The following is a 20,791-nucleotide window of genomic DNA, read 5'->3' on the forward strand; positions in this document are numbered from 1 at the left end:
AGGGTTGCATGAAGATTTTCGGGCCGCTGTACGAGCGGGCGATGAAGTGGGCGGCGCACGAACGCGCGCCGACCTACCTGACGGTGTTGAGTTTCTTCGAAGCGATCATTTTCCCGGTGATGCCGGAGGTGATGCTGGCGCCGATGTGCGTGGCCCAGCCCAAGCGCGGCTGGTGGTTCGCCACCCTCAGCCTGGCCGGCTCGATGCTCGGCGCGCTGGTTGGCTATGCACTGGGTCATTACGCCTTCGAGGCGATCAAGCCGCTGTTCGAAGCGCTGGGCATGCTGCCGGCGATCGAGCAGGGCATCACCACCGTGCAGGCGAAGATGGCCGAGTCGCCCTGGGCGGTGTTCACCTTCCTGGTGCTGGGCGGATTCATGCCCATCCCGATGAAGGTCTTCACGTGGGCATCGGGTATCGTCGGCGTACCCATGCCGCAGTACCTGCTGAGCATGCTGATCGGTCGCGGCAAGCGCGTGTTCGTGCTGGCCGCGGTCATCCGTATCGGTGGTGCGCGTGCCGAAGCCGCACTGCGTCGCTGGATTGAACCGCTGGGCTGGATCGCCACTGCGCTGGTGGTGGTGCTGATCGCCTGGCTTGTATGGAGGTCGAAGTTCGCATGAGTCCTGATCGTCTGAGCAAGGGAGTGCGCATCGGCGCGCTGGCGTTGCTGGTTTCCACCCTGGCCGCCTGCGGTACCGCCACCGTGGTCCGCCCGGGAGGCGGCAGCGCCGGTGGCGGCGTGAGCACGCCGAAGACCTCGGTGCCCAAGCCCGGGCAGACCGTGGTGGTGCGCAAGGGCGACACCATCTATGCGCTGGCTCGCATCCATGACATCACCCCGGCCGACCTGATCGCCTGGAACCGCCTGGACAATCCGTCCACCATCTACCCCGGCCAGGTGATCCGCCTGTATCCGCAGGGGGCCACCAGCGGCCGTGCGCCGACCACGGTGGTCACTGCGCCGCGCCAAGGTGGCGGCAGTGCTGGCAGTACCGCACCGACGACGGCGCCGGTGGGGCCGGTGAAGAGCAACATTGCCTGGCGTTGGCCGGCCGACGGCGCGATTGTCGGCCGCTACGTGGCCGGTGACGCGACCAAGCAGGGCGTGGACATCGCCGGTACCAGCGGCCAGCCGGTAAAGGCCGCCGCCAATGGCGTGGTGGTGTATTCCGGTGCCGGCCTGGTCGGCTACGGCGAGCTGATCATCATCAAGCACAGCGACCAGTGGCTGTCGGCCTATGGCCACAACCGCAAGCGCCTGGTGAATGAAGGGCAGAGCGTGAAAGCCGGCGAGCAGATCGCCGAAATGGGCCGCACCGGTGCGAACCGCGACATGGTCCACTTCGAGATTCGCTACAACGGCAAGCCGGTCGACCCGCAGCAGTATCTGCCGGCGCGCTGACGCAGGCAGAGACGGGTAGCGCCGGGCCGTGCCCGGCGGCTTTCCGCGCCGCGATGCGGCGCCGCCCGAGCACGGGCTCGGGCGCTACAGAGTCAAGTGTGATCCAGGGTAGCGCCGGGCCATGTCCGGCGGCACCACGTCAGCCTTCGAGAATGAAGGCGGCGGCGACCTTGCGGCCTTCGCCGGCCAGGATGTTGAACGTACGCGCGGCGGCTGGATTGTTCATCACTTCCAGGCCGATGCCGCGTGACAGGCAGGCGGCCATCACCGCCGCCGGCGGGAACACCTGACGGTCACCCGTGCCGAGCACGATCAGCGCAGGGTTCAGCGCCAGGATCGGATCCAGGTCAGCCAGCTGCAGCGCAGTGGCGCTCACCGCCGGCCATTGCGTGACCAGCTGGTCCGGGGTCAGGAAGAAACTGCTGCCCAGCAGCTGGTCATTGACCTTGGCCGAGCGGCCATCGGCGGCGCGCAGGCTGTAGGCGTAGTCCGGCGGTTCGTGGTTCAGCTGCATGGCAGTAGGCCGATCAGCCGCGCGGCAGCACGATCTGGCGCTGTTCCCTGCTCGGGCGGTACAGCACGGCGACGTGGCCGATGCGCTGCACCAGCGCGCTTTCGGTGGCTTCGACGATCTCGCCGATCATCACGTCACGGGCCTCGCGGTCTTCGGCAGCGACCTTCACCTTGACCAGCTCGTGGCGCTCCAGCACTTCGTTCAGCTCAGCAATGAAGGCCGGGGTCACACCCTTGCCGCCGGTCTGCAGCAGGGCCTTCAGGTCGTGGGCTTGGCCGCGCAGGAAACGGGTCTGGGAGGCGGTCAGGGCGATGGACATGCAGGAAAAGACGGTTGAATGGGGCGATCAGGGTATCATGAGGACCCCATCAGCCCCTATTTTCAATGGCTACCCGCAGCAAAAGCAGCCAGCGCTGGCTCAAGGAACACTTCTCCGACCCCTTCGTGAAGAAGGCCCAGGCCGAAGGCATGCGCTCGCGTGCCGCCTACAAGCTCGAAGAGCTGCTGGAACGTGACCGGTTGCTGAAGCCGCACATGGTGGTGGTCGACCTCGGCGCGGCCCCGGGCGGCTGGTCTCAACAGGTGCGGAGACAGATCGGCGATACCGGCCGGGTGCTGGCCCTGGATATCCTGGACATGCCGCCGCTGGCCGGCGTGGAGTTCCTTCATGGTGACTTCAGGGAAGAAGCCGTCCTATCGCAGTTTGAAGCCATGCTCGGGGATCAGCCGGTAGACCTTGTGCTGTCGGACATGGCCCCCAATAAGAGTGGTGTGGGTGCGGTCGACCAGCCGCGGATGATGCACCTGGCGGAGCTGGCCCTGGATTTTGCCGACAACCACCTCAAGACCGGTGGGGCGTTCCTGATCAAGCTGTTCCAGGGTGAAGGCTTTGACGACTACGTGCGCGACATGCGCCGCCGGTACGACAAGGTCTCCATCCGCAAGCCGGAAGCCTCGCGCAAGCGCTCTCCCGAGGTGTATGCCTTGGGTCAGGGAAAACGCGCCCACATGAAGTAAGCTCGCAATGTACGCAAGTTCGACCCCCACGCAACGCCAGCACTGAGAGGAACACCGGAGCCAATGAGGATGAACGACTTGACCAAGAACCTCCTGCTATGGGTGGTCGTCGCCGTCGTGCTGATGGTGGTCTTCCAGAGCTTCTCGCCGAAGTCCTCCGGAGCCGGCGCGCAGGGCGCGTCGTACTCGCAGTTCCTGGACCAGGTGGACAGCGGCAACGTGCAGAAGGTCGCCTTCGGCGGCGACATGCGCGGCGGCACCAGCCAGCTGACCTACACCACCCGCGGCGGGCAGACATCCACCATCACCGCACCGTTCGATCGCGACCTGATCAACGTGCTGCGCACCAAGAACGTGGAGATCGTGCAGGAGGAGCCGTCCAGCGGCATTTCCCTCGGCGCGATCCTGATGAATTTCCTGCCGGTCATCCTGATCATCGGCTTCTGGTTGTTCATCATGCGCCAGATGCAGGGCGGCGGTGGCGGTGCCAAGGGCGCGATGTCCTTCGGCAAGTCGCGCGCCAAGCTGCAGGGCGAGGACCAGATCAAGGTCACCTTCGCCGACGTCGCCGGCTGCGACGAGGCCAAGGAAGAAGTGGGCGAGCTGGTCGACTTCCTGCGCGACCCGTCCAAGTTCACCAAGCTGGGCGGCAAGATTCCGCGCGGCGTGCTGATGGTGGGCCCGCCGGGTACCGGCAAGACGCTGCTGGCCAAGGCCATTGCCGGCGAAGCCAAGGTGCCGTTCTTCTCGATCTCCGGTTCGGACTTCGTGGAAATGTTCGTCGGCGTCGGCGCCAGCCGCGTGCGCGACATGTTCGAGCAGGCCAAGAAGCATGCCCCGTGCATCATCTTCATCGATGAAATCGACGCTGTCGGCCGCCACCGTGGCGCCGGCCTGGGCGGCGGCCACGACGAGCGCGAGCAGACCCTGAACCAGCTGCTGGTCGAGATGGACGGTTTTGAAGGCGGCGAAGGCGTGATCGTGATCGCCGCGACCAACCGTCCGGACGTGCTGGACCCGGCGCTGCTGCGCCCGGGCCGTTTCGACCGCCAGGTCGTGGTCGGCCTGCCGGACGTGAAGGGCCGCGAGCACATCCTGAAGGTCCACATGCGCAAGCTGCCGCTGGCCGACGACGTCGAGCCGATGGTGATCGCGCGCGGTACCCCGGGCTTCTCCGGCGCCGACCTGGCCAACCTCTGCAACGAGGCCGCCTTGTTCGCTGCGCGTGGCAACGAGAAGGAAGTCCGCATGGACCACTTCGACCGTGCCCGCGACAAGATCCTGATGGGCGCCGAGCGCCGCTCGATGGCCATGAGCGAAGAGGAGAAGACCCTCACCGCCTACCACGAAGCCGGTCACGCCATTGTCGGCCGTCTGGTACCCGAGCATGATCCGGTCTACAAGGTCACGATCATTCCGCGTGGCCGTGCGCTGGGTGTGACCATGTACCTGCCGGAAGGCGACAAGTACTCGATGAACCGCGTCGCGATCCAGTCGCAGCTGTGCTCGCTGTACGGCGGCCGCGTCGCCGAAGAGCTGATTTTCGGCGAGGACAAGGTCACCACCGGTGCCTCCAACGACATCGAGCGTGCCACCAAGATGGCCCGCAACATGGTCACCAAGTGGGGCCTGTCCGAGCAGCTCGGTCCGATCGCCTATGGCGAAGAGGACGATGAGGTGTTCCTGGGCCGGTCGGTTACCCAGCACAAGAGCGTGTCCAACGACACGGCGCGCCGTATCGACGAGGAAGTGCGCAATATCCTCGACAAGGCCTACGCCCGTACTACCCAGCTGCTGACCGAGAACATCGACAAGCTGCACGCGATGTCCCAGCTGCTGCTGCAGTACGAGACCATCGACGCGCCGCAGATAGACGCGATCATGGAAGGCCGTGATCCGCCGCCACCGGCGGGCTGGAGCAAGTCGAACAAGGACGGTGGCAACGACAAGGGCGGCGACGCCCGTCCGCTGCCGCCGATCGCGGGCCCGGCCGAATCGCACTGACGGCCCGCTGCAGGTGCACCAGACGAGGCCGGGGCAACCCGGCTTCGTCGTTTCCGGGCCACTGGCCCATCCCGAAGATCCGATCTGACGCTGGAGCCCGCATGTCCGCCCCGAAGCCCGAACCGATTTCCCACACCGCCGAAATGGTCATCGCCACCGTGGTCGGCGTGGGTGTGGGCCTTGGGGCCGACAACCTGCTGCTGGGCTGCGTGGTGGGTATCGGTGTCGGCATTGTGCTGAGCATTGCCAGGACCCTGTACGTGGACCGCAAGCGCCGCCGCCACTGAGGAGGGGCGGGAGGGCTGCGCCCTGCACCCGTGGTAGTGCCGGCCGCTGGCCGGCAACCTCAACAGCAACAGCAACAGCGGGCTTTCCGTAGGATGGCGGGGCGGTGTCGGAGTGCGGGGACGCTGCAAGTACGTCCCTGTAAGCTTGGCAGCCGCATCCATGCGGCTGACACCCCGCCCTCCGACACCGCCCCACCTCTGACAGATTCCTGCTGCTGTTGGTAGGTGTCGACCTTGGTCGACACGTAGATCCACGCCATGCGTGGATGAATCTCCATCTAAATCGAACATCTCGATATCCGGGAGATCTGAGCCGAGCATGGCTCGGCTCTACAGAAAACAAGGCCCGACAGATCGTGGAAATCTGTCGAAGGCGGGGTGGGTCCGGTTGCGGGGGCGTGAGCCGCATGGATGCGGCGACCGAGCTTACATGGACGTACTTGCAGCGGCCCCCGCAACCGGACCCACCCCGCCTATCCTCAGGAAACCAGCCTCTGCTGTTGCTTGGGCTTTTGCTGTGGCCGTTGCCTCTGCGGGTGCAGGGCGCCGCCCTGCCGAACTAAACTACCTGCCGTTGTCCCAGCAGGATTGCCCATGTTCGATACCTCGCCCCAGCTCGATTGCGCCGGCCGCATCCTGCGCCTCGACCGTGCCCGGGTCATGGGCATCGTCAACGTCACCCCGGACTCGTTCTCCGATGGCGGCGCGCACGACACCACCGAGGCTGCGGTCGCACATGGCCTCAAGCTGGTCGAGGAGGGCGCGGATCTTCTTGATATTGGCGGCGAATCGACCCGCCCGGGCGCCGCGCCGGTCTCGATTGAACAAGAGCTGCGCCGGGTGATTCCGGTGATCGAGCAGCTGGCTGCCCGTACCCAGGTGCCGATCAGCATCGATACCTTCAAGCCGGAGGTGATGCGCGCGGCCGTAGCCGCCGGCGCCGGCATGATCAACGACATCTACGGCCTGCGTCAGGAAGGGGCGCTGGACGCCGCCGCTGGAGCCGGCGTGCCGGTGGTGCTGATGCACATGCAGGGTGAGCCGGGCCACATGCAGGCCGATCCGCAATACGACGACGTGGTCGCCGAGGTGCACGGTTTCCTGGTGCAGCGCCTGTTCGCTGCCGAAATGGCTGGCATCGCAAAGAAGAACCTGCTGATCGATCTCGGTTTCGGTTTCGGCAAGACCACCGCCCACAACATGACCCTGCTGGCGCGCTCGGAACACTTCCTGGAACTGGGCGTGCCGATGCTGGCCGGCCTGTCGCGCAAGCGCAGCCTGGGCGAGCTGACCGGCCGCGACGCGGCGTCCGAGCGGGTGGCGGCTTCGGTGGCCGCGCACCTGATCGCAGTCCAGCGTGGCGCACGCATCGTGCGCGTGCATGACGTGGCCGCCACCGTCGATGCGCTGAAGATCTGGCAGGCAGTCGAGGCCGTGCCAACGCCGCGCGCCGACGCCACGCCGACGATCCGCTGGCCGGACGAAGACTGATGGGCATCGACCGGCGGCCACTGGCGATCGCCGTGATGGGGCCGACCGCCAGTGGCAAGACCGCCACCGCTATCGCCCTTGCGAAGCAGCTGGATGGCGAGATCGTCAGCGTCGATTCGGCGCTGGTCTATCGGCATCTGGATATCGGCTCGGCCAAGCCGGATGCGGCCGAGCGGGCGCAGGCGCCGCACCATCTGCTGGACCTGCGCGATCCGTGGCAGACCTATTCGGCGGCCGAGTTCGCCGCCGATGCCGGCCGCGTCGTGGCCGACATCGTGGCACGCGGCAAAACGCCGATCCTGGCAGGTGGCACGGGGCTGTACTTCCGGGCCCTGCTGCAGGGCCTGTCGCCGATGCCGGAGGCCGACCCGGTGATGCGCGAAGCACTCAGCACCGAGGCGGCCGAGCGGGGCTGGGCGGCACTGCACGCCGAGCTGGCCAAGGTCGACCCGGCCGCCGCCGCACGTATCCATGCCACCGACCCGCAACGCATCCAGCGGGCGCTGGAGGTCTATCGCCTCACCGGCACGCCGATCAGTGAATGGCAGCGCCGGCCGGGCGTCGCGCCGTTGCCGGTGCGCACCCTCAAGCTGATCCTCGCCCCGCGTGACCGCGCGGTACTGCACCAGCGCATCGAGGCGCGCTTCGACGCCATGCTGGCGCAGGGCTTCCTGGACGAGGTGCGGGCATTGCGTGCAATGCCGGAAATGACCGCCGTGGCGGCGCCGCTGGACCTGCCCGCGGTGCGCGCGGTTGGCTATCGCCAGGCCTGGGAATACCTGGACGGGGAGGGCGATGCTGCCCGTTTCCGTGACAAGGCCATCTTCGCCACCCGGCAGCTGGCCAAGCGCCAGCTGACCTGGCTGCGCGGCGAGCTTGATGCGCGCTGGTTCGACCCCCATGTCGATGGGGAGCGCCTGGCCGGCGCGGTGTCGACCTTCGTCGCACGCTGAACCCCCGCCAGCCGTGTAACATCATCGGTCGGCGGGCGGCTCGGGGGCCGTGGCAACCGTCGGCAACCCAATAAGAACAATAATCAGGAGTGTGCAATGTCCAAGGGGCAATCGCTGCAGGATCCTTTCTTGAATGCACTTCGGCGCGAGCGCGTGCCGGTTTCGGTGTACCTGGTCAACGGCATCAAGCTGCAGGGCACGATCGAGTCGTTCGACCAGTTCGTGGTCCTGCTGCGCAACACGGTCAGTCAGATGGTCTACAAGCACGCCATTTCCACGGTCGTTCCGGCACGTAACGTGAAGGTCGGTCCGGGCGGTGGTTACGTGCAGTCGGGTGAAGGTGGTCAGGCAGGTGATGAAGCAGACGAGTAAGACCGGAGCGGTGAATGTTTGACCGCTCGAAAAAGGGCGAACACGCCCTGTTGATCCAGCCCCATTTCGGCAAGCTGGAAGACGATGTGCTCGAAGAATTCGGTGATCTGGCCCGCTCGGCTGGGGCCAGCATCGCCGCGACGATCACTGCGCGCCTGGACCGACCGAATCCGTCGACCCTGATCGGCAGCGGCAAGCTGGACGAGATCAAGGCTGCGGCCGACGCCAGCGGTGCCGACCTGATCCTGGTCAACCATGCGTTGAGCCCGGGCCAGGAGCGCAACCTGGAACGGTTCCTGGAGCGCCGGGTGATCGACCGTACCGGCCTGATCCTGGATATCTTCGCCCAGCGTGCGCACAGCCACGAGGGCAAGCTGCAGGTCGAGCTGGCGCAGCTGCGGCATCTGGCCACGCGGCTGGTGCGCGGCTGGACCCACCTGGAGCGCCAGCGCGGTGGTTCAATTGGCCTGCGCGGCCCGGGTGAAACCCAGCTGGAAACCGACCGCCGCCTGCTGCAGAAGCGGGTCGAGCAGTTGCAGAAGCGCCTGGAAAAGGTGGAAGTGCAGCGCACCCAGATGCGTCGTGCGCGTGTGCGCAGCGAGCTGCCCCGTGTGGCACTGGTGGGCTACACCAACGCCGGCAAGTCGACCCTGTTCAACGCCATGACCGGCGCCGAGGCCTATGCCGCCGACCAGCTGTTCGCCACGCTGGATCCGACCGTGCGCCGCATCGCGGTGCCGGGCGGCAACGTGGTGCTGGCCGACACCGTTGGCTTCGTCCGCGACCTGCCGCATGACCTGGTCGCTGCGTTCCGCTCGACCCTGTCCGAGGCGCGCGAGGCCGATTTCCTGCTGCACGTGGTCGATGCTGCCGACCCGCACCGCGAGGAGCGCATCGCCCAGGTGGACGAAGTGCTGACCGCAGTCGGTGCCGGCGATCTGCCGCAGCTGCTGGTGTTCAACAAGATCGACCGCATTGACGGCGCCGACGTGCGCCACGACGGCCAGGACGGTATCCCGGACGAATCGCGTCGCGAGCGGGTGTGGATTTCCGCGCGTGACGGTCAGGGCCTGGAGCTGTTGCAGGCGGTGCTGGGCAAGCGCCTGGGCCTGCAGCATGTCACCGGCGAACTGCGTCTTCCCCCGGATGCAGGCCGCCTGCGCGCGCGCCTGCACCAGCTGGAGGTGATCCGCAGCGAGCAGGCCGATGAGGATGGTTGGCTGCTGCAGGTCGACCTGCCGATCGCCGAAGCCGAAAAGCTGGCCGCCAGTGCCGATGGCGCCCCGATCCGAGCGCTGCTGCCGGAAAAACTGCCGGAGTGGTGAGGTAGCGACCGGTGCCCGGTAGTGCCGGCCGCTGGCCGGCAACGCAACCGTGCCGGAGGGGCGCGACATCCGCCTGTCATCTGCGGTACAACGTGGTTCTTCACCCCACCGTCATGCCGATGTCCATCCCCACCGACGCCGATCTCAATGCCCAGTCCGCCGCGCTCGGGCAGCGCCTGCAGCAGGCCTCGCTGCAGCTGGTGACCGCCGAAAGCTGCAGTGGTGGCTGGATCGCCAAGTGCATGACCGACATTGCCGACTCGTCGGCGTTCTTCGACTGCGGCATGGTGGTCTACAGCTACGAAGCCAAGCAGCGCCTGCTCGGCGTGCGCGCGCAGACCCTGGAGCAGTTCGGTGCGGTCAGCCGCGAAACCGTGCTGGAAATGGTCTCCGGCGCGCTGGTCAATTCCGGTGCCGGCATCGCCGTGGCGGTGACCGGCATTGCCGGCCCCGGTGGCGGGAGCCCGGACAAGCCGGTCGGCAGTGTCTGGATTGGCTGGAAGCGCCGTGGCGGCTATGCCCGCGCCGAGCTGTTCCAGTTCGATGGCGACCGCGAAGCCATCCGCCGGCAAACCGTGGCGGCGGCATTGCGCGGTATCGACGCCCAGCTGTGACATGCTGCTCCGGTAATCGTCCGGAGCACGCATGATGTGGGAGACGCTGGGTACTGTCCGTGACCTGGGCCGACTGCAGGAAATCGCCGTCGTCCTGATCCGCTATGGCTTCGGCGACGTGGTGCGGCGCATCGGCTTGGCCACCACGCTGGAGCGGGCAGGGCGCCTGCTGCACTGGAACGAGGACCGCCAGGAACTGCTGCGGATGACCGCGCCGGTGCGTGTGCGCAGCGCTATGCAGGATCTGGGTCCCACTTTCGTCAAGCTCGGGCAGGTGCTGGCGACGCGCGTTGACCTGCTGCCGCCGGAATGGATCGCTGAACTGTCCGAACTGCAGAACGCGGTGCCGGCGCTGCCGTACGCGGATATCCGCGAGCAGCTCGAAGCCGACCTTGGCGCCTCGCCGACGGAGGTGTTCGCCTTCCTCGATGAAACCCCGATGGCCGCCGCCTCGCTGGCGCAGGCCCATCGCGCCCGGCTCCACGATGGCCGTGAGGTGGTGCTGAAAATCCGGCGGCCCGGCATCCGCGATGTGGTCGAGGCCGATCTGCGGCTGCTGGCCCGCCTGGCCGAGATTGTCGAGGCGCGGCTGCCGGACCTGCGCCGCTATCGTCCGGCCGAGGTCGTGCAGCAGTTCACCGTGTCGCTGCGACGCGAACTGGATTTCGCCGCCGAATGCCGTAACGCCGAACGCATCGCGCGCAACTTCAGCGGCCGCGACGACATCCTGATTCCCAGCGTGCACTGGCAGTGGACCTGCGAAAGCCTGAACGTGCAGGACTTCGTCGACGGCATTCCCGGCCGTAACCTTGCCGGTGTCGATGCGGCCGGGCTGGACCGCCGCGAACTGGCCCGGCGCGGCGCCGGCATCGTGTTGAAGATGGTGTTGGAGGACGGCAGCTTCCACGCGGATCCACACCCAGGCAACATCATCTACCTGCGCGACGGCCGCATCGGCGTGATCGATTTCGGCATGGTCGGCGCGCTGTCCGACGTGCGCCGCTTCCAGGTCGCGCAGCTGCTGCACGGGCTGGTCGAGCAGGACCCGCAGGGCGTGGCCGACGTGTTGCTGGACTGGGCCGGTGGCGTGGAAGTGGACGAGAACCGGTTGCAGCACGACATCAGCCAGTTCGTCGACCAGTACCGCGGCGTGCCGCTGAAGGACCTGCGTATCGGCCTGATGCTGGGCGATATCACCCAGCTGCTGCGCAGCTACAGTCTGACGTTGCCGGCCGATCTGGCGCTGATGATCAAGGCCTTCCTGACCCTGGAAGGCATGGGCCGCCAGCTCGACCCGGATTTCGACATGGCCAGTGCCGCGCGCCCGTTCCTGGAGCGGGTAGTGCTGCAGCGCTATGCGCCCAGGGCGCTGCTCAAGCGTGGCCGCCGCAGCCTGCTGGGGCTGGTCGACTTCGCCGGTGAGCTGCCGCGCGACCTGCGCAAGCTGGTGCAGGCGGCGCGCCGCGGACGACTGCAGCTGAAGGTCGAAACCACCGCGCTGCAGGGCTTCGGCGAACAGGTGAACCGTGCGGCAAACCGGCTGGTGGTAGGCGTGATCACGGCTGCCCTGATCATCGGCTCGTCGATCGTGATGCACAGCGTCGGCGGGGTTTCCAGCCGCTGGCTGCTGGCGCTGGGCGTGTGCGGCTTCATCGGCGCCGGCTTCTGTGGTGTGTGGATCCTGTTCTCCATATGGAGGAGCGGCAAGCACACATAGTGTGCTTGCCGCAGCGGTTCCCCATCGGAACCGTGGAATCGCTGCGCGATTCCTGTAGGGCCGACCGCTGGTCGGCTGCTCTTGCTTTTGCCTTTGCCGCCCGGCCATTGGCCCAACTGCCGAGCATGGCTCGGCACTACAGATCCCCATCACCTGTTTGTCGTACCCGGCACTTGCAGTTGTGTGCGTTAGTAGTAATACTACTAACCATGGACCTGACCGACACCCAGCAGGCGATCCTGCAGTTGATCGCCGAGCGTATCGAGAGCGAAGGCGCACCGCCCTCGCAGACTGAAATCGCACGTGCGTTCGGCTTCAAGGGCGTGCGCGCGGCCCAGTACCACCTGGAAGCCCTGGAGCAGGCCGGTGCGATCCGTCGCATCCCGGGCCAGGCGCGCGGCATCCGCCTGGTGCAGGCGCCGCCGGTCGAGAAGCTGGCCGAGCCGGGCCTGCCCGACAGTGTGCTGCGCCTGCCGGTGCTGGGCCGGGTTGCGGCCGGCCTCCCAATCGGCGCCGACATCGGCTCGGACGATTTCGTGGTGCTGGACCGGGTGTTCTTCTCGCCAGCGCCGGACTACCTGCTGAAGGTGCAGGGCGATTCGATGATCGACGAGGGCATCTTCGACGGTGACCTGATCGGTGTGCACCGCACCCGCGACGCCCATTCCGGGCAGATCGTGGTGGCGCGCATCGATGACGAGATCACGGTCAAGCTGCTGAAGATCGCCAAGGACCGCATCCGCCTGCTGCCGCGCAATCCCGATTACAAGCCGATCGAGGTGCTGCCGGACCAGGATTTCGCGATCGAGGGCCTCTATTGCGGCCTGCTGCGGCCCAACCGTTGACCCGTTCCATAGCGCATTACCCCGCGGTCTTTTGTGGCGATTCTCTGGTTCCACTGAGGTTGGTACGGATGTCCGATAATTCTTTTCAGAGCGCCGGGCAGAATCTCAGCCTGTGCGATACGTCCGACTTAAAGTGAACCCATGGCAAAGAAGACCCCCAAAGACAGCACCCCCAACGACATGACCTCTGCAAGGACCAATACGATGGACGAGAACAAGAAGCGCGCCTTGGCTGCTGCTCTGGGCCAGATCGAGAAGCAGTTCGGCAAGGGCTCGGTGATGCGCATGGGTGACCGCGTGGTCGAGCCCGTCGAAGCCATCCCGACCGGTTCGCTGATGCTCGACATCGCACTGGGCATTGGCGGTCTGCCGAAGGGCCGTGTCGTTGAGATCTACGGGCCGGAATCCTCGGGCAAGACCACCCTGACCCTGCAGGCCATCGCCGAGTGCCAGAAGATGGGCGGTACCGCAGCTTTCATCGACGCCGAGCACGCGCTTGACCCGATCTATGCCGCCAAGCTGGGCGTGAACGTGGACGACCTGCTGCTGTCGCAGCCGGATACCGGTGAGCAGGCGCTGGAAATCGCCGACATGCTGGTCCGTTCGGGCTCGGTCGACATCCTGGTGGTCGACTCGGTCGCCGCACTGACCCCGAAGGCCGAAATCGAAGGCGAGATGGGTGACCAGCTGCCGGGTCTGCAGGCCCGCCTGATGAGCCAGGCGCTGCGCAAGTTGACCGGCAACATCAAGCGCTCCAACACCCTGGTGATCTTCATCAACCAGCTGCGCATGAAGATCGGCGTGATGATGCCGGGCCAGAGCCCGGAAACCACCACGGGCGGCAACGCGCTGAAGTTCTATGCCTCGGTCCGCCTGGACATCCGCCGTATCGGCGCGATCAAGAAGGGTGACGAGATCATCGGCAACCAGACCAAGATCAAGGTGGTCAAGAACAAGCTGGCGCCTCCGTTCAAGCAGGTCATCACTGAGATCCTGTACGGCGAAGGCATCAGCCGCGAGGGCGAACTGATCGACATGGGCGTGGATGCCAAGCTGGTCGAAAAGGCCGGCGCCTGGTACAGCTACGGTGAAGAACGCATCGGCCAGGGCAAGGACAACGCCCGCGGCTACCTGCGCGACAACCCGACCGTCGCTGCAAAGCTCGAGGCAGAACTGCGCGAGAAGTTCCAGCCGGCCGAAGCGGCCCGCGAGGATGGTGACGACGAAGGCGACGACGAGTAAGGCTTGCTGTGGGGCAGGGCGGCGCCGTCAGTGACGTCGCCCTGTCCCGCAGGTTCGAATCGCCCATGGATGGGCTGGGTGCCACGGATGGCGCCACCCTTGGAGTACCCATGTCCGACGCCGAAGACATTCCGACCGGCCGCAAGCGCCGACCGCGTGAGCAGACTCCCGTGCAGCGGGCGCTGGGCCTTCTGGTCCGCCGCGAACACTCGCGCAAGGAACTCACCCGCAAGCTGACCGCCCGTGGCATTGAAGACGAAGCCGCGCAGGCCGCTGTCGCCAAGCTGACCGAGGCCGGCTGGCAGGACGACACCCGCTTCGCTGAGAACCTGGTGCGGATGCGCGCCAACACCGGCTATGGGCCGATCCATGTCCGCGCCGAGCTTGGCACCCACGGCCTGGACAGTGCCGCGATTGCCGTAGCAATGGACAGCTACGAAGGCGACTGGCAGGAAAATGCTCGCGATCTGGTCCGCAGGCGCTTTGGCGAGGCCGGCCCGCAGGACCTGGCGCAGCGGCGCAAGGCCGCCGATCTGCTGGCCCGACGGGGCTTCGACGGCGACAGCATCCGCCGCGCGACCCGCTACGACCCGGATGACTGAGACTGGCGGCGCCGGGCCTGATACCCTTTAGGTTTTCGGCGGTCCCTCGCGACCCTGGCCAACGCGGCCGGTGGTCCGGGTCCGCCGGCCCGCAGACTGCCAGCCCCCAATGAACGCATCCGCCAAATTCACGACTTCCCAGATCCGCAGCGATTTCCTTGAATTCTTCAAGGGCAAAGGCCACACCATCGTGCCGTCGGCGCCGCTGGTGCCGGGCAACGATCCGACCCTGCTGTTCACCAACTCCGGCATGGTGCAGTTCAAGGACGTGTTCCTCGGCGCGGAAAAGCGCAGCTACGTGCGCGCGGCCGATGTCCAGCGCTGCCTGCGCGCGGGCGGCAAGCACAACGATCTCGACCAGGTTGGCTACACCGCACGCCACCACACCTTCTTCGAGATGCTGGGTAACTGGTCGTTCGGCGATTACTTCAAGAAGGACGCGATCGCCTGGGCCTGGGAGCTGCTGACCCAGGTCTGGAAGCTGCCGGCCGAGCGCCTGCTGGTTACCGTGTACCAGACCGACGACGAAGCCTACGAACTGTGGCGTGACATGGTCGGTGTGCCGGAAGAGCGCATCGTGCGCATCGGCGACAACAAGGGCGCACCGTTCGCCTCGGACAACTTCTGGCAGATGGCCGACACCGGTCCGTGCGGCCCGTGCACCGAGATCTTCTATGACCACGGCGACCACATCGCCGGTGGCCCCCCGGGTTCGCCGGATGAAGACGGCGACCGCTTCATCGAAATCTGGAACCTGGTGTTCATGCAGTTCGACCGCCAGCCCGACGGCACCCTGGTGCCGCTGCCGGCGCCGTGCGTGGATACCGGCATGGGCCTGGAGCGACTGGCGGCGATCCTGCAGCACGTTCACACCAACTACGAGATCGACCTGTTCCAGGCGCTGATCCGCAAGGCCGCCGAGCTGACCGGCACCGCCGACCTGGAAAACAAGTCGCTGCGCGTGATCGCCGATCACATCCGCGCCTGTTCGTTCCTGATCGTCGATGGCGTGCTGCCGTCCAACGAAGGCCGTGGCTACGTGCTGCGCCGTATCATCCGCCGCGCCCTGCGCCACGGCTGGATGCTGGGCGTGCGGCAGCCGTTCTTCAGCAAGCTGGTGCCGACCCTGGTGGAGCAGATGGGCGAGGCCTATCCGGAACTGCCGGCGGCGGTGGACACCGTCACCCGTGCGCTGCAGGCCGAAGAAGAGCGTTTCGCCGAAACCCTCGATGCCGGCATGAAGATCTTCGAGGACGTGGCGGGCAAGGCCAGCAACGGCGTGATCCCGGGCGTTGACGCCTTCCGCCTTTACGACACCTACGGTTTCCCGCTCGACCTGACCCAGGACATCGCCCGCGAGCGCGACCTGACCGTCGACATCGCCGGCTTCGACGCCGCAATGGAGCAGCAGCGCGAGACCGCACGCGCAGCCGGCAAGTTCGGCGGCGGCGTGACCCTGCCGGCCGAGCTGGTGGCAACGCTCAGCCCGACCCTGTTCCTGGGCTATGACCGCCTGCAGGCCGACGGCCTGAGCGTGCTGGCCCTGCTCAAGGACGGCCGTCCGGTGCAGTCGGCCGATGCCGGTGATTCGGTCATCGTGATCACCAACCAGACCCCGTTCTACGCCGAATCCGGCGGCCAGGTCGGTGACACGGGCGTGCTTGCCGGCAACGGCGTGCGCCTGGTGGTGGAAGACACCCAGAAGTTCGCTGGCCAGTTCCATGGCCACGTCGGCACCCTGTCCGACGGCGGCCTGAAAGTGGGCGATGTGCTATCCGGCCAGGTCGATGGCGTGCGCCGCGGCGCCACCATACTCAACCACTCGGCAACGCACCTGCTGCATGCCGCCCTGCGCGAAGTGCTGGGCACCCACGTGCAGCAGAAGGGCTCGCTGGTCGCGCCGGACCGCCTACGTTTCGACTTCTCGCACTTCCAGCCGATCAGCGCGGAAGAACTGGCGCTGATCGAGCGCAAGGTCAACCAGCAGGTACGCGCAAACAACGCGGCCGAAGTCCACAACATGGGCATGCAGGAAGCGCTGGACTTCGGCGCGATGGCCCTGTTCGGCGAGAAGTACGGCGAGCACGTGCGCGTGCTGAAGATGGGTGACTACTCCACTGAGCTGTGCGGTGGTACCCACGTCAACCGTACCGGCGACATCGGCCTGTTCAAGATCACCTCCGAGGGCGGTGTCTCGGCCGGCGTGCGCCGTATCGAGGCGGTCACCGGCCAGGGCGCCCTGGATTACGTGGACGCCGAGGAGGCCCGCCTGGCCGAAGCCGCTGAACTGCTCGGCGGCAGCGCCGCCGACGTGGTCGAGAAGATCCGTGCCCTCGGCCAGCGCCAGAAGCAGCTGGAGCGCGAACTGGAGGCCGTGAAGGCCAAGGTCGCCGCCGGCGCCACGGCCGACCTGTCCGGCCAGGCCGTCGAGGTTGCCGGCGTGAAGGTGCTGGCCGCCCGCCTGGAGGGCTTCGATGCCAAGGCCCTGCGTGACGCCATGGACCGCCTGAAGCAGCAGCTGGGCGATGCGGTGATCGTGCTGGCCGGTGCCCAGGACGGCAAGGCTGCCCTGGTTGCGGGTGTGAACGGCAGTGCAATGGGCAAGGTCAAGGCCGGGGAACTGTTGTCCCATATCGCCAGTCAGATCGGGGGCAAGGGCGGCGGACGCCCGGACCTCGCCCAGGGTGGTGGCGAGGACGGGCCCGCCCTTGCCACTGCGCTGGCTGCAGTCGTCGAATGGGTCAGCCCCCGCCTGTGATGAACCTGGCCGTCCCCCTCCTTGTAGGAGCGGGACGGCTGACGGTACCATTGCGAATCTTTTCCCTTTGTCGTGGTAGCGCTTCTTGACGGAGCGTCAAGCCGGTGGGGGATACCCTTCCACACGGTTCCATGGAGACTTACAAAAATGTTGATCCTGACTCGCCGCGTCGGCGAAACCCTGATGATCGGTGACTCGGTGAGCGTCACCGTGCTTGGCGTCAAGGGTAACCAGGTGCGTATCGGCATCACCGCGCCGAAGGACGTCGCTGTGCATCGCGAAGAGATCTATCAGCGCATCCAGCGTGGTGATGAAGCCGGTGGCACCGGTAGCGAAAATTCTGCCGAATAACGCTTTACCTTCGCACTCGATTAACGTTATGATTCACGCCCCGCTGAGGTGCAACGCACCAGATGCGGAGAAAACCCCGGAGTGATGCCCGAGTGGCCGAAGGGGCTCCCCTGCTAAGGGAGTATAGGGTCAAAAGCTCTATCGAGGGTTCGAATCCCTCTCACTCCGCCAGATATAAAGAAGCGCCTGCAGATCCTCGATCTGCAGGCGTTTTTCTTTATCCGACACTCGCAGCGTGGAGCTGACTATCCTGGCTGATCGGTGCGGGTGGCAGGCGTTGGCATGGGCGTCGTCGCTGGTGCCGGAGCGGGCGCACCCGGCAGCTGTGGCGGTTCAATGTGACGAGGTGGAATTTCCCGCCACAGCAACGCAAGCGTGCAGTCGTTGGCACGTTCCCTGCACATTCTTTCGGCCTTCCGCTGCGCGGCGTCCGCAGTCTTCTCACCCAGTGCAAAGCCCAACGCAATCGTGCCGGTCGCTATGGCCGAATAACCTTCGCCGATGGTGCTGGCGGACTGGCCGCAATTGCGCGATCGCGCTGCGCAGTAGTGCAGCGACTGCTGCATCGCAGTGGTGAGGGAAGACTGGTTCATCGAATAGCCGTAGCGGCCATCCTTGTCGTAGGTGATCGCAGACGCAGCATTTGCGGCTGATGAAGCGGACAACAACAGCGCCAGTGAAACCGCATGCTTCCAGTTCATCACGCTCTCCTGTTTTGCCGATGGTGAATCAACCGGTGAATGTGGCGCAACCCCGCAGGGGGCGGGGGAGAACGCCTGCAGGCCATTTGCCCGCAGGCGCGTACCGACGCGTTCGATCGTCAGAGCCTCACCGTCACCCCCACCTGGAACCCACGCCCCGGCAACGGCGCGATGTACTTCAACGGTGAGTTGTGCGGCCGTGCTTCTTCATTGAGCAGGTTGCTGCCGTTGATGAACACTTCCATGCCGGCGATGTAGCTGTTGCGTACCGGCAGCTCACGGCTGATCTGCAGGTCGACCAGGTTGAAGGCATCCAGTGGCACTTCCTCGCTGACGTTGCGGCCGAGGTACTTCTGCGTGTCGTAGTAGGTGCTGGACAGCTGCGCCTTCCAACCCTCGCGTTGCCACTGCAGATTGGCGCCGTAGCGGTTGGTCGGCATGTTCGGCAGGTACTCGCCGTCGTTGTGGGCACGCAGCGAATCGGGGTGATCGGCCTTGTTCTTCACCAGATCGGCGAAGGCGGAGATGTTCAACGTGCCATAGCGGCCAAGGTCCAGGGCATGCGATGCGTCGATCTCGAAGCCCTTCACCGTGGTGTCGGTCTGCTTCCAGTATTTCAGCGGCAGGCGGTTGGCGGTCTGCACGCCCGAGTAACCCAGGTACAGATAGTTCTCGTACTTCATCCGATACGCGGTGGCCGACAGTTCGAACCCTCCGATATGGAACAGGCCGGTCAGCTCCAGGTTTTTCGCGCGCTCTGGCTCGAGGTTCTGGTTGCCTTCTTCCTGGGTCATCACCGAGTAGTGCGCGTTGCTCGCATACAACTCATTGATCTCCGGTGCGCGCTGCGAGGACGAGTAGCGCACCTTGGCGGCGAACAACGGACCGAGCTCGACATACGATCCCAAGCTGTAGCTGTTGAGCCGGTAGTCGCGGTCCTGCAGTTTCGTGTTGGCGGCATTGCGCGCGGTCTTGAAGCGGCTTGGTTGCAGGTCATGGTCAACGCGCTCGTGGCGCACGCCAGCGTCGAAACTGGCCCAGCCGAAGTCCAGCGTCTCCTTCAGGAACACCGCGTTGCTGCGGGTGTCGACGTCAGGCAGGTAGCGCAGCGAGCCGCTGCCGGTGACATCGCGCGACTGGTGGCTGTAACCGAGCAGGCCGCTGAGCGGACCGACACGCTGATGGCTCAACAGCAGTTCGGCCTGGGTGCTCTCGAAATCGTAGTCGTTGGCCCGGGTGGCACCCAGCCGTTCGCCCGAGGTGTTGTCCAGCTTCGAAACACGCAGTTCGGCGCGCTCGAACCACGGCAGCGGATCACGCAACAGGGCTTCCAGTGCGTAGCGTTCCTGCTCGATCACCACGCCCACCGGCAATGCGTTGGCGTAGTTGGAACCGAACGACAGGTTCTGCATCGAGAATCCCGGCACGCCGTACTCGCTGTCCTTGGCATCGATGCTGACACCCACGTAACCACGGTCGAAGAACAGGGTCGACCCGAACGCCACCTGCGAATTGCGCGCGTAACTGTTGCCCAACCGGTGATGGTAATCGGGCGTCACATCATTGTTGATCTGCTTCTGTACGTATGACGGCGCGCCGGCGACATAGGCCGGATTGACCGGATTGATATAGGTACGGCGTTGCCAGACCGAAGTCGGGTTGTTGGTGTAGAACGAGAAATCACCGTCGGCCCAGTCCGGGTTCTCGGTCATGAACTGGTCGATGTAAGGTTGCGAGGCCTTGTTGTAGATCTGCTGGACGCGCGCCTCCTTCTGGCAGCTGTCGGCCAGCGCCGAGTTGACGCCGCCGGTCGGCGGAAACAGTCGGGTGTTGCAGACACTGGCCTTGCTGTTGCCGGGGATGTCGTAGTGCGAGATGCGCTGCCGAGAGACCTGCAGGTTGGTCGAGACGTTGCGCTGGTTGTTGAAGTTCATGCGGAAGCCCTGCGCGTCCGCAGCATTGAAGCCCTTGCGCAGGACCAGTTCCATCGACTGGTCCTTGTCTTCCATGCTGCGCGAGATCAGGCCCGGATCGATCTCCACGCTGCCTCCGATCGCATTGCCGCCGTAGCGCACGGTGTCGGAGGACTTGTTGACGGTCACACTGCGTACGAACAGCGGATCGAACGGAATGTTGATGTCGCCGCTGATCGCGTTCATGCCGAGGATGGACTGGCCGTCCTGCAGGATCAGCACGCGGTTGCCGCTGAGGCTGCGGATGACCGGAGCGCCCGCGTTTGGCCCGAAGGCGCTGCTCTGCACGCCGGAGACGTGTTCGAGCAGGCCGCCGAGGGTGCGGTTCTGCGCATGTGGGTTGTCGACAGTGACCCGGGTGTCGATGCGCGAGGGCTGGGAGGCCTGGACCTGGAGGGTGGGGAGGGTGGGTTCGTCTGCGGCCTGGGCGGTGTGGACGGCGAACAGAATGGCAGCAGCAAGCAGATGGCGACGCATGACACGCTCCGTGAAGATTACATGAAATGTTATAACGTAACTATTGCGGGCAACAAGGGCGTTTTGGCTCTAGTCGCGAGGCCGAACACACGGGAGGCGCGAATGAGGTTGCCGGCCGTTCAGCGCTCTGCCTTGTGCGGGGC

Annotated in this window: 20 protein-coding genes and 1 tRNA gene; 17 read left to right on the forward strand and 4 right to left on the reverse strand. The window is 65.7% G+C overall.

Annotation, left to right across the window (positions count from 1 at the left end):
• Positions 1 to 8: 8 nt before the first annotated feature.
• Positions 9 to 623 (forward strand): YqaA family protein, encoded by a 615-nt coding sequence (locus AC5P8C_RS11430; RefSeq protein ID WP_021204087.1) that lies wholly within the window; start codon positions 9 to 11, stop codon positions 621 to 623.
• The gene (locus AC5P8C_RS11435; protein WP_180832955.1) at positions 620 to 1,405 is read left to right on the forward strand and encodes a peptidoglycan DD-metalloendopeptidase family protein; all 786 of its coding nucleotides are present in this window, start codon (positions 620 to 622) and stop codon (positions 1,403 to 1,405) included. The genes AC5P8C_RS11430 and AC5P8C_RS11435 overlap by 4 nt, the downstream gene beginning before the upstream one ends.
• A gap of 139 nt (positions 1,406 to 1,544) precedes the next feature.
• On the opposite strand, the gene AC5P8C_RS11440 is transcribed toward AC5P8C_RS11435, so the two are convergent.
• Both AC5P8C_RS11440 and yhbY read right to left on the reverse strand, forming a co-directional pair.
• A complete protein-coding gene (locus AC5P8C_RS11440; RefSeq protein WP_019658873.1) occupies positions 1,545 to 1,919 on the reverse strand; it encodes an Mth938-like domain-containing protein in 375 nt (124 codons plus the stop codon).
• Positions 1,920 to 1,932: 13 nt separating this feature from the next.
• Positions 1,933 to 2,238, reverse strand: coding sequence for a ribosome assembly RNA-binding protein YhbY (gene yhbY / locus AC5P8C_RS11445; RefSeq protein ID WP_019658872.1), 306 nt, complete (start codon positions 2,236 to 2,238; stop codon positions 1,933 to 1,935).
• Positions 2,239 to 2,303: 65 nt separating this feature from the next.
• Here yhbY and rlmE point away from each other — a divergent pair, with 65 nt between their 5' ends.
• From rlmE to AC5P8C_RS11520, 15 genes are all read left to right on the forward strand, one after another.
• Positions 2,304 to 2,936: a 23S rRNA (uridine(2552)-2'-O)-methyltransferase RlmE gene (rlmE, locus tag AC5P8C_RS11450; RefSeq protein WP_005409014.1), complete on the forward strand. Its 633-nt coding sequence runs from the start codon at positions 2,304 to 2,306 to the stop codon at positions 2,934 to 2,936.
• 69 nt (positions 2,937 to 3,005) lie between these two features.
• Entirely contained in the window at positions 3,006 to 4,940 is a 1,935-nt protein-coding gene (gene ftsH, locus AC5P8C_RS11455) for an ATP-dependent zinc metalloprotease FtsH (protein WP_058980127.1), read from the forward strand.
• Positions 4,941 to 5,041: 101 nt separating this feature from the next.
• Positions 5,042 to 5,227 (forward strand): hypothetical protein, encoded by a 186-nt coding sequence (locus AC5P8C_RS11460; RefSeq protein WP_019658870.1) that lies wholly within the window; start codon positions 5,042 to 5,044, stop codon positions 5,225 to 5,227.
• A 594-nt stretch (positions 5,228 to 5,821) separates the two neighbouring features.
• Positions 5,822 to 6,718 carry a dihydropteroate synthase gene (folP, locus tag AC5P8C_RS11465; protein ID WP_495218770.1) on the forward strand — a complete coding sequence of 299 codons (897 nt, stop codon included), beginning with the start codon at positions 5,822 to 5,824 and terminating at the stop codon, positions 6,716 to 6,718.
• Complete coding sequence (miaA, locus tag AC5P8C_RS11470) at positions 6,718 to 7,671, forward strand: tRNA (adenosine(37)-N6)-dimethylallyltransferase MiaA (protein ID WP_058980123.1); 954 nt, start codon at positions 6,718 to 6,720, stop codon at positions 7,669 to 7,671. Before folP ends, miaA begins: the two co-directional genes overlap by 1 nt.
• A 96-nt stretch (positions 7,672 to 7,767) precedes the next feature.
• Positions 7,768 to 8,043, forward strand: coding sequence for an RNA chaperone Hfq (gene hfq, locus AC5P8C_RS11475; protein ID WP_004152891.1), 276 nt, complete (start codon positions 7,768 to 7,770; stop codon positions 8,041 to 8,043).
• A 14-nt stretch (positions 8,044 to 8,057) separates the two neighbouring features.
• Positions 8,058 to 9,368, forward strand: a complete 1,311-nt coding sequence (gene hflX / locus AC5P8C_RS11480; protein WP_005412934.1) for a ribosome rescue GTPase HflX — start codon at positions 8,058 to 8,060, stop codon at positions 9,366 to 9,368.
• A 119-nt stretch (positions 9,369 to 9,487) separates the two neighbouring features.
• Positions 9,488 to 9,982: a CinA family protein gene (locus AC5P8C_RS11485; RefSeq protein WP_495218771.1), complete on the forward strand. Its 495-nt coding sequence runs from the start codon at positions 9,488 to 9,490 to the stop codon at positions 9,980 to 9,982.
• Between the two features lie 34 nt (positions 9,983 to 10,016).
• Positions 10,017 to 11,699, forward strand: a complete 1,683-nt coding sequence (gene ubiB / locus AC5P8C_RS11490; protein ID WP_495218772.1) for a 2-polyprenylphenol 6-hydroxylase — start codon at positions 10,017 to 10,019, stop codon at positions 11,697 to 11,699.
• A 209-nt stretch (positions 11,700 to 11,908) separates the two neighbouring features.
• Complete coding sequence (gene lexA, locus AC5P8C_RS11495; protein WP_005412936.1) at positions 11,909 to 12,544, forward strand: transcriptional repressor LexA; 636 nt, start codon at positions 11,909 to 11,911, stop codon at positions 12,542 to 12,544.
• A gap of 204 nt (positions 12,545 to 12,748) precedes the next feature.
• Positions 12,749 to 13,786 carry a recombinase RecA gene (recA, locus tag AC5P8C_RS11500; RefSeq protein WP_026346904.1) on the forward strand — a complete coding sequence of 346 codons (1,038 nt, stop codon included), beginning with the start codon at positions 12,749 to 12,751 and terminating at the stop codon, positions 13,784 to 13,786.
• 110 nt (positions 13,787 to 13,896) lie between these two features.
• Positions 13,897 to 14,388 (forward strand): recombination regulator RecX, encoded by a 492-nt coding sequence (gene recX, locus AC5P8C_RS11505; RefSeq protein WP_019658864.1) that lies wholly within the window; start codon positions 13,897 to 13,899, stop codon positions 14,386 to 14,388.
• Positions 14,389 to 14,497: 109 nt separating this feature from the next.
• Positions 14,498 to 17,146 (forward strand): alanine--tRNA ligase, encoded by a 2,649-nt coding sequence (gene alaS, locus AC5P8C_RS11510; protein ID WP_495218773.1) that lies wholly within the window; start codon positions 14,498 to 14,500, stop codon positions 17,144 to 17,146.
• 147 nt (positions 17,147 to 17,293) lie between these two features.
• Positions 17,294 to 17,497 carry a carbon storage regulator CsrA gene (gene csrA / locus AC5P8C_RS11515; protein WP_004152909.1) on the forward strand — a complete coding sequence of 68 codons (204 nt, stop codon included), beginning with the start codon at positions 17,294 to 17,296 and terminating at the stop codon, positions 17,495 to 17,497.
• A 78-nt stretch (positions 17,498 to 17,575) separates the two neighbouring features.
• Positions 17,576 to 17,668 (forward strand) — tRNA-Ser (locus tag AC5P8C_RS11520).
• A 74-nt stretch (positions 17,669 to 17,742) separates the two neighbouring features.
• Here AC5P8C_RS11520 and AC5P8C_RS11525 read toward each other — a convergent pair.
• On the reverse strand, positions 17,743 to 18,198 hold the full coding sequence (locus AC5P8C_RS11525; protein ID WP_019658862.1) for a DUF4189 domain-containing protein: 456 nt from the start codon (positions 18,196 to 18,198) through the stop codon (positions 17,743 to 17,745).
• 119 nt (positions 18,199 to 18,317) lie between these two features.
• Positions 18,318 to 20,648 carry a TonB-dependent receptor gene (locus AC5P8C_RS11530; protein WP_019658861.1) on the reverse strand — a complete coding sequence of 777 codons (2,331 nt, stop codon included), beginning with the start codon at positions 20,646 to 20,648 and terminating at the stop codon, positions 18,318 to 18,320.
• Between the last annotated feature and the right edge of the window lie 143 nt (positions 20,649 to 20,791).

The sequence above is a fragment of the Stenotrophomonas sp. YJH_SMC_46 genome, from assembly GCF_059370315.1.